Raw genomic sequence first — 7,267 nt, 5'->3', positions numbered from 1 at the left:
TCTGTCGTTTGCCCGGGGCCTTCGCGCCATTCTGCGGCAGGACCCGGACGTTATCATGGTGGGCGAAATCCGGGACCGGGAAACGGCGCAGATCGCCGTCGAAAGCGCGATGACCGGGCATTTGCTGATCTCCACCCTGCATACCAATACCGCCGTGGGCGCCGTCGCGCGGCTGGTGGAAATGGGGGTGGAGAGGTTCCTGCTTGCGCCGATGCTGCGCGGGCTGATCGCGCAGCGGCTGGTGCGGCGCAACTGCCCGGATTGCCTGCAGGATCATGTCGTGACCGAAGCGGAAAGCGCGCTGCTGTCGAACAAGCTGCCTGCCGGAGAGGTCGTTCGGAAGAGCGGCGGCTGCGGCAATTGCAATGACAGTGGCTACCGCGGGCGGCTGCCGCTCTACGAAGTGATCGAGGTCGATTCCGGGCTTGAGCGGATGATGCATGAAGGTGCTTCCGAAGCCGATCTTTCCGCCGCGGCGCGCGAACGTGGCCCCGGGATCCTCTCTGACGGGATCGCCAAGATCCGCAAGGGTGAGACGACCGTGCAGGAGGTCGTGCGCGCCGTGCACGAGGATCCGGCGGAGATACCCGTCTGATGCCGGCCTTTGCCTATCAGGCGCTGGATGCGCGGGGAAAGACGGCCAAGGGGATCATCGAGGCCGCGAGCGCACCTGCCGCGCGGGCGGCGCTCCGGGGGCGCAACCTGTCGCCCATATCGGTCGAACCCACCGTCGCGAAGCGCGGCGCCGCGCCCCAGCGGGCGGCTTTCGGGCGACGGCGGATATCGGGCCGCGCCCTGACGCTGCTGACCCGGCAACTCGCCACGCTCGTGGGCAGCGGTATCGGCATCGAACAGGCGTTGAAGACCGTCGCCGACCAAAGCGGAAATACGGCGGTCTCCTCGCTTCTTCTGAACCTGCGGGCGGCCATTCTGGACGGCCGCAGCTTTGCCAATGCGCTGGGGGATTATCCCGCCACCTTCGGCGACTATTACCGCGCCTCTGTTGCGGCGGGGGAGGCCTCCGGCCAACTGGGGCAGGTGATGGAACATCTTTCGGGCTTCGTCGAGACGCGGGACAAGAACCGCCAGACTGTCCAGCTTGCACTGCTCTATCCCGCGATACTGGCGGTCGTATCGCTTGCGGTGATCGTGGCGTTGCTGACCTTCGTGGTGCCCGATATCGTACGCGTCTTTACATCACGGGGGGCAGAGCTGCCTTTTTTGACCCGCTCGCTCATCCGGATCAGCAGCTTTGTCACGGAATGGGGGGTGGCGGTGCTGCTCGCACTGGCGGGGGCGATCTTCGCTTCGGTGCTCTTGTTGCGCCAGCCCGCGATCCGGTTGGGCTGGCACCGGTTTCTGGCGCGGTTTCGGCTGACCCGCGGGTTCGTGCTGAAGGCAAACGCGGTCCAGTTCGCGGGGACGCTGGCAACGCTGACGGTCAGCCGCGTGCCGCTGGTCGATGCGCTGGCTGCAGCGTCGCAGACCGTGCCCAACCTTTACCTGCGCGCCCGCGTCGAAGAGGCCACGGCCCGGGTACGCGAAGGCACGGCGCTGTCGCGCGCGCTCGACGATGCCAAGGTCTTTCCGCCCATGCTGGTCGCGATGGTCGCGAGCGGCGAGGCAGGTGGCGTGCTGGGGCAGACATTGACGCGCGCCGCGGACGATCAGGCGCGGGATCTGAACGCGCTGGTGGCCGCGCTGGTAGCCCTGGTCGAACCGGCGGTGCTGCTGCTGATGGGCGGGATCGTGATGCTGCTGGTTCTGTCGATCCTGTTGCCCATCGTGAACCTGAACAATCTGGTGAACTAGAACGGATATTCGACGATGACGGGTCCGGAGGTCGGCAGCCCGGGGATCAGCACGGCGCCTTCGGGTTCCAGCCTGAGGATGGCCCGCCTATCGCCGGTCACCGTCAGGCGGGCCAGTTCGCTGTCGCGGTCGCGCAGTTGCGCCTGGGCGTCGTTGCCCTGCGTGCTGAGTTCCAGCCTCATCGCCGGGATCGGTGCATCGCGCTGCAGCGCATCCTTGCAGACCCCGGCATCGACAGAAACGACCCCCGCAGCCGCCGCCGCGCCGCGCGATATGGACAGGCCGGAGATATCGGCGACCGCCCGCGATGTGCAGTCGCGCAGGGCAAGGCCGGGCAGCAGGTCAAGCAGCCCGGGTCCGGCCCGGCCGGTGACATTGCTTGCGCCGATTTCCCACGGGGTCGCGAAGAGCGTGCCCTGCAGCCGGGTATCCGGCCCGGCGAGCGTGGCGTCGAAGACCGCCCGACCGGTAAACAACTGCCCGGGCCGGATCGCCCAGTCGAGCGTATAACCGCCGTCGAGCGAGGCCTGACCGTCCCATATCCGGCCATATAGCCCTGTGACTTGCGCAGGGACTGTGGCAAACTCCCGGAGCGCCGAAGTCGGCAGTGTAACGAGCAACGAAACAACGAATACGAGGGCGAAAACCGATGTCACGACCAGCGAGATCCAGATCACGCGCAGCGTGCTCCGAACGCGGGGAAAACGGCGGCCCGGGACTGTCGCGGCGGGGCCTTCTGCGGTGCGTTGCTGGAACATCGGTTTCCCTCGGTCTGGCGGGCTGCGCGGACGGTCTGTCCCTTGGCGGCGACAATGATCTTCCCCCGGTGGGAACCGTGGGCAAGGCCGCGCTTCTGGCGCCCCTGTCGGGACCGCGTGCTTCAATAGGCCAGATCATGGCGGCTACTGCAAGTCTGGGCGGCATCCCGATCGACCAATCGGCGGAGGTGATGGTTCTGGATGCGGGCGATAGCTCTGCCAGTGCCGTCGCCGCCGCGCGGCAGGCGAAGGCCGCCGGTGCGCAGATGATCCTCGGGCCACTGTTTTCGGGGCAAAGCAAGGCCGTCGCCGCCACGGTGGGCCGGGGCGTTCCCGTCGTGACCCTGTCCAACGACAGTTCAATCGCGGGGGAGAACCTTTTCGTCTTCGGCGTCACCCCCCAGCAGTCGGCCCGTGCGGTCATCGGGTTCGCGGCGACGCGGGGCAAACGCAACATTACGACAGTGGTGCCGCCGGGGGCTTTCGGGACATTGTCCGCCGCAGCCGCGCGACAGGTCGCGGGCCAGTTCGGCGTGACCATGCCGGCTCCCTTGGTGGCCGGGGATGCCAGTGGGCTGGTATCGCGACTGCGCGAGTTGAATGGCGGCAAACTGCCCGATGCCGTCTATCTGCCGGTGGTTGGCGGCCCGTTCGAGGCACAGGCCGCAGCCCTCAAGCAGGCGGGCGTTCAGCTTCTTGGCTCCGAACAATGGAGTTCGATTGCCCCGTTTCGCATTCCGCCGCTTATCGGTGGATGGTTTGCTGCCCCCGACCCGGTGCGTTTCGAAGCCTTTGCAATCGCACTGGAAGAAACGGTCGAGGCCGAAGCCGGCATCGTTGCCGGCCTGACGTTCGATGCAGTTGAAATGGCGCGGATCCTGGGGCGTCTGGGCCGGCAGGACCGCAAGGGACTTTTGCGCGACGCGGGGTTCGACGGAGTTCTGGGGCCATATCGCTTCCGGCCCGATGGCGAATGCGAGAGGGGCCTCGCCGTGCTCAGCGTCGTCGAAGGGGCGACAACGCTGATCGGTGCGTCCGCGGTATGACCAAAGCCGCGCGCGACGGTGCCGCGGGGATCACGCTGGTGGAGATGCTGGTGGCCCTCGCGCTGTTCTCGCTTGTGGGGCTTGCCGGTTTCACCATGCTCGACGCGGTCCTGCAGGTGCGCGACCGGACAGACGGCCGGTTGGAACATCTTGCCGCGGTTGATCGTGCTTTGACGGTCTTCAGCCGGGATTTCGCACAGGCCGATCCACTTTCGGTCACGCTGTCGGAGGAACGTCTGGAGATCGAAGCGGAAAGTGGGGGGCGCGGGTACCTGCTGGACGGCAGCACGCTAGTTCGGGAAACCTCGAACGAGGGAGAGGACAATCCGCCGCTGCGACAGATATTGCTGGAAGGCGTCGCGGGCTTGTCTTTCCGCGTGCTATCGGTTGATCGCCAATGGTTCGCGCTCTGGCCGTCCGAGGGCGCGGCCCCGGTCGCCACAGCAGTAGAACTCATGCTGGAACTGGACGGAAGCGAGAGCGTTGCGCGGCTTGTCGATCTGCCGGGGATTGTGCCGCGATGAAACGCCCCGACGCCGGTATCATCCTGATCAACGTGCTTGTGACGCTGGCGCTTGGTGCGGCGGTGGTGGTGCTGATGTTCACCTCGCAAGAGCGGCAAGTAGACAGGGTGCGCAAATCCGCGAATGCCGCCCGGGCGGAGGCATTGGCCCGGGGGGCCGAAGATTCAGTGAAGGTCGCATTGCGCCGGGACATGATCGTCGCACCCGAGGCCGATCACTATGCCGAAGCGTGGTATGCCGCTGCGCAGGAAGAGGTCGAGCTTGCTACGGGTCGCTTTTCGGTGGCGCTTTCGGATGCCCGGGCCCGTTTCGATCTGAATTCTCTCTCCGACGGTGGTGTCACCCAGCAGATGATCCTTCAACGGCTCATCGCGGTGCTCGAACTACCGGAAGGGGCCGCGGCTGACATCATCACCTGGTTCCTGCGAGAAGGACCGCAGAACAGACTTTCGGATGTAGAGGTACTGGCGCCCGATGTTCGCGCCGCACTGGCACCCCATGTGACGTTTCTGAAGACGCAGGGGGGGATCAACGTCAACACGGCGGGGCCCGTGGTGCTGGCTGCCGTTCTGGGTAATCTCACGACTGCCAGACTAGCGATCCAACTGCGGGACGAAAAGGGCTTTTTGACGAAGGAAGACCTACAGGGGATGGGCATCATTGCGCTTGCAGGTGCCGGCTACACGTCCGACACGTATGACGCCGTGATCAGTGCCGAGGTCGACGATACCCAGACCACTCTTCACGCGCGCCTGTTGCGCCGGTCCCTGCAGGACGTGCCGATTGTTTCCGTCATCTCCCGACGTTTCGGTGACATCGCGCCGGTCGATTTCCCGGACGTGCCCGGTATCGAGGTAGACGAACCCTGAAACGAGAAACGCGGCCCCCGAAAGGGCCGCGTCTTGTTTTTCTGTCCTGCAGCGCCCTGAGGCGAAGCGGGGATCAGGGATTGAACGGTTCCCGCTCGGGCGCAAGCCGAAGCGTGACGTTCGCCAGAGAGATCGGCTCATCGTTCCGGTCCTGCGCGAAGGCGCGGGCGAAGTCCTCACCCAGAAGGGCCAACCCGTCAGACAGGGTGCTGTTGCCGCTACAGGCCGCCAGTACGCCGAGACAAACCGTAAGGATAGAAAGTTTTTTAACCATATTGGTTCTCCTTTCGGTTCAGGTTCAGGTTGCGCCGGGGATCGGTGTGTTCAGATAGGGGAACACGGACTGCACGTCAGACGCATTGAGGGGTGCGCCATCGGTGAACGGCACGTTGCCCGCAGGAGCATCCGAAGGGCTGCAGTAGCCGAGGTTGACACCCGCACCGCCGGAACCGATCGGCAGATCGTAGCAGAGACGACCCATCACGACCCGCACGGCAATGTCGACGACATCGTCACCCGGGCGACGCCCATTGGGGAAGCCCGCTGTATCACCGCCGGCAACGCCGAATGTGCTCTGCGAACCCGCCGGGGTCGGGGCGATAGCCGTGTTCAGGCGCATCATTTCAGACGCGTTCTTCGCGTCGAAATTCGCGGGCTGGTTCAGGCCCGGGAACCCGGTCAGGAAAGCCGCGACAAGGTCGGTACGGGGGTAGTTGCTGGGAGCCGGCGCGCTGGGGAACAGCGTTTCGATCAGCACCGGAAGCGTCGGATTTGTGACGTAGACAGCAAGTGCGCTGTCCTGACGCGGTTCAGCCGCGTTGAACAGGTTCTTATCCGGCAGACCGATGACCACTTCGTTGACCAGCGGCGCGGAAAGCCGCGACTGCTGGACCCATGCACCACCGTAGAGCGATGCCTGCTCATAAGTGGGCGACGGATCTTCCAGTTCGGCCTGCGGCAGGCTGGAGGTCGTCCAGGCACCGATGACCGGATCGCTGCCCTGTGTCAGGCAGGCAATCGGGATCTCCAGCGCGAGGCTGGTCACGTTGGAGGTGCCAATCAGTTCGTCGTTGTCGCGATCCTGCACGACAGGTCCGGGACCGCTGCCATACTGGGGCCACATCGGGTTGGCCGGGCCTTGGATCGGTCCGCCCGAGACGTTCACGAGGTCAAAGATCTGGCCAAGGTTCACCGCAAAGGCTTCGGCCCGCTGACCGGCGAAGACACGACCGTCGACGCTGCAGTTCGGGATATCCACGTTGTTGTAGATATACCGGCTCGCATATGCGTCGTAATCCGGCAGTGTTTTCGTGCCGATGTAGTCCACCGGTTTGATGAACGTTGCAGAACCGGAAGAGGTCGTCAGTGATGCGCGCGCGCCTGTGCGACGGTCGCCCGTGATCATGGTGACGGTATAGGATTCAGACTCGTTCAGCGCGGCAGACGGCGAACCAGCAGTGATCTGACCAGCCTGACGCAGCGGGATCGCTACGCTTTCACCTGCGACGTTCAGCTGGATGCCGGTGTCGTTCTTCAGGTTGTTGTCGAACTGGAACTGGAACGTCAGGTCCTCGATCGCATCGCCGTTGTTGTCGATGTGGATCTCGTAGATGGCGTCTTCGTCCATCGTGAAGTAGTTCGGACCGCCATAGGGGGCCTGGATCGGCTGATAGTTGGCGATCAGGGTCACGTAGTCGTCGCGACCGGGTTCATAGCTGCGGAACATATAGAAATCTGTTCCGTCGATTTTCGGCGTCTGCGTGATGGCCGGCGCTTCACGGTGGGACGATGCCCCCGCGAAGGTTGCCGTAAGGCAAACGGCTGCGGCCGTCGTCCCCCGCAGAATGTTGTGGATGGGTTTATTCATTTGGTACTCCCTGCAATCGACAATCTGTCAAAGTCTGCGAACGCGAAAATCTCAAAGCGTTCGAACAAGCGGCCGCGAAGGTCGCAAAGGCTACTCGTTGCCCCCAGTCACGGACGAACGTTAGGTAAGTTTCAAATACTTTCTGATTTGATTACAATTATTTTATCTATTTGAGGAATTTACCAATTTTTGGCCTGCAGAATGGGACCATGGCTATCATTGCGACGCTCTTGCTCGGGATGATGCTGGCGCGGCTGATTTGGCTGGACCTTAAAACGCGCAGGTTGCCCGACCTTTACACGTTAACGTTGCTTGGGGCGGGAATCGTCCTGAACGGCGCTTGCGCGGGTGCTCTTCCGGCGCTCAGTCTATGGGGGGCGATCTTCGGGTA

At 63.9% G+C, this 7,267-nt stretch carries 9 protein-coding genes; 6 read left to right on the top strand and 3 right to left on the bottom strand.

Annotation, left to right across the window (positions count from 1 at the left end):
- Positions 1-595: GspE/PulE family protein (locus tag A3728_RS05955; protein WP_161489579.1), on the top strand; the 595-nt coding region annotated here is incomplete at its 5' end.
- Entirely contained in the window at positions 595-1,812 is a 1,218-nt protein-coding gene (gene gspF, locus A3728_RS05950) for a type II secretion system inner membrane protein GspF (protein ID WP_067921145.1), read from the top strand. The genes A3728_RS05955 and gspF, both read left to right, overlap by 1 nt.
- Here the strand turns inward: gspF and gspN are convergent.
- The gene (gspN, locus tag A3728_RS05945) at positions 1,809-2,570 is read right to left on the bottom strand and encodes a type II secretion system protein N (protein WP_067921143.1); all 762 of its coding nucleotides are present in this window, start codon (positions 2,568-2,570) and stop codon (positions 1,809-1,811) included. The two genes, gspF and gspN, sit on opposite strands and share 4 nt — an antisense overlap.
- Here gspN and A3728_RS05940 point away from each other — a divergent pair.
- Genes A3728_RS05940 through A3728_RS05930 form a run of 3 tightly spaced genes read left to right on the top strand, consistent with a single transcriptional unit; the run spans position 2,462 to position 5,009 of the window.
- A complete protein-coding gene (locus A3728_RS05940) occupies positions 2,462-3,616 on the top strand; it encodes a penicillin-binding protein activator (RefSeq protein ID WP_082850900.1) in 1,155 nt (384 codons plus the stop codon). The two genes, gspN and A3728_RS05940, sit on opposite strands and share 109 nt — an antisense overlap.
- Entirely contained in the window at positions 3,613-4,140 is a 528-nt protein-coding gene (locus A3728_RS05935) for a type II secretion system protein GspJ (protein WP_067921139.1), read from the top strand. Before A3728_RS05940 ends, A3728_RS05935 begins: the two co-directional genes overlap by 4 nt.
- Positions 4,137-5,009 (top strand): general secretion pathway protein GspK, encoded by an 873-nt coding sequence (locus A3728_RS05930; RefSeq protein WP_067921137.1) that lies wholly within the window; start codon positions 4,137-4,139, stop codon positions 5,007-5,009. Before A3728_RS05935 ends, A3728_RS05930 begins: the two co-directional genes overlap by 4 nt.
- A gap of 73 nt (positions 5,010-5,082) precedes the next feature.
- Here the strand turns inward: A3728_RS05930 and A3728_RS05925 are convergent, their stop codons facing one another.
- Both A3728_RS05925 and A3728_RS05920 read right to left on the bottom strand, forming a co-directional pair.
- A complete protein-coding gene (locus A3728_RS05925) occupies positions 5,083-5,283 on the bottom strand; it encodes a hypothetical protein (protein ID WP_067921135.1) in 201 nt (66 codons plus the stop codon).
- Between the two features lie 24 nt (positions 5,284-5,307).
- On the bottom strand, positions 5,308-6,876 hold the full coding sequence (locus A3728_RS05920; protein ID WP_067921133.1) for a DUF4331 domain-containing protein: 1,569 nt from the start codon (positions 6,874-6,876) through the stop codon (positions 5,308-5,310).
- 209 nt (positions 6,877-7,085) lie between these two features.
- Here A3728_RS05920 and A3728_RS23660 point away from each other — a divergent pair.
- Positions 7,086-7,267, top strand: a 182-nt coding sequence (locus A3728_RS23660; protein WP_236630416.1) for a hypothetical protein, incomplete at its 3' end; no start/stop codon positions are given.

The organism is Sulfitobacter sp. HI0040, from assembly GCF_001634885.1.
Lineage (GTDB): Bacteria > Pseudomonadota > Alphaproteobacteria > Rhodobacterales > Rhodobacteraceae > Sulfitobacter.
This window is presented reverse-complemented; position numbering and strand designations above follow the sequence as displayed.

Bases quoted from the DNA above. Each gene is read 5' to 3' on its own strand.
- gspF (WP_067921145.1), top strand. From the start codon at position 595: ATGCCGGCCTTTGCCTATCAGGCGCTGGATGCGCGGGGAAAGACGGCC.
- A3728_RS05940 (WP_082850900.1), top strand. From the start codon at position 2,462: ATGTCACGACCAGCGAGATCCAGATCACGCGCAGCGTGCTCCGAACGC.
- gspN (WP_067921143.1), bottom strand. From the start codon at position 2,570: ATGTTCCAGCAACGCACCGCAGAAGGCCCCGCCGCGACAGTCCCGGGC.
- A3728_RS05935 (WP_067921139.1), top strand. From the start codon at position 3,613: ATGACCAAAGCCGCGCGCGACGGTGCCGCGGGGATCACGCTGGTGGAG.
- A3728_RS05930 (WP_067921137.1), top strand. From the start codon at position 4,137: ATGAAACGCCCCGACGCCGGTATCATCCTGATCAACGTGCTTGTGACG.
- A3728_RS05925 (WP_067921135.1), bottom strand. From the start codon at position 5,283: ATGGTTAAAAAACTTTCTATCCTTACGGTTTGTCTCGGCGTACTGGCG.
- A3728_RS05920 (WP_067921133.1), bottom strand. From the start codon at position 6,876: ATGAATAAACCCATCCACAACATTCTGCGGGGGACGACGGCCGCAGCC.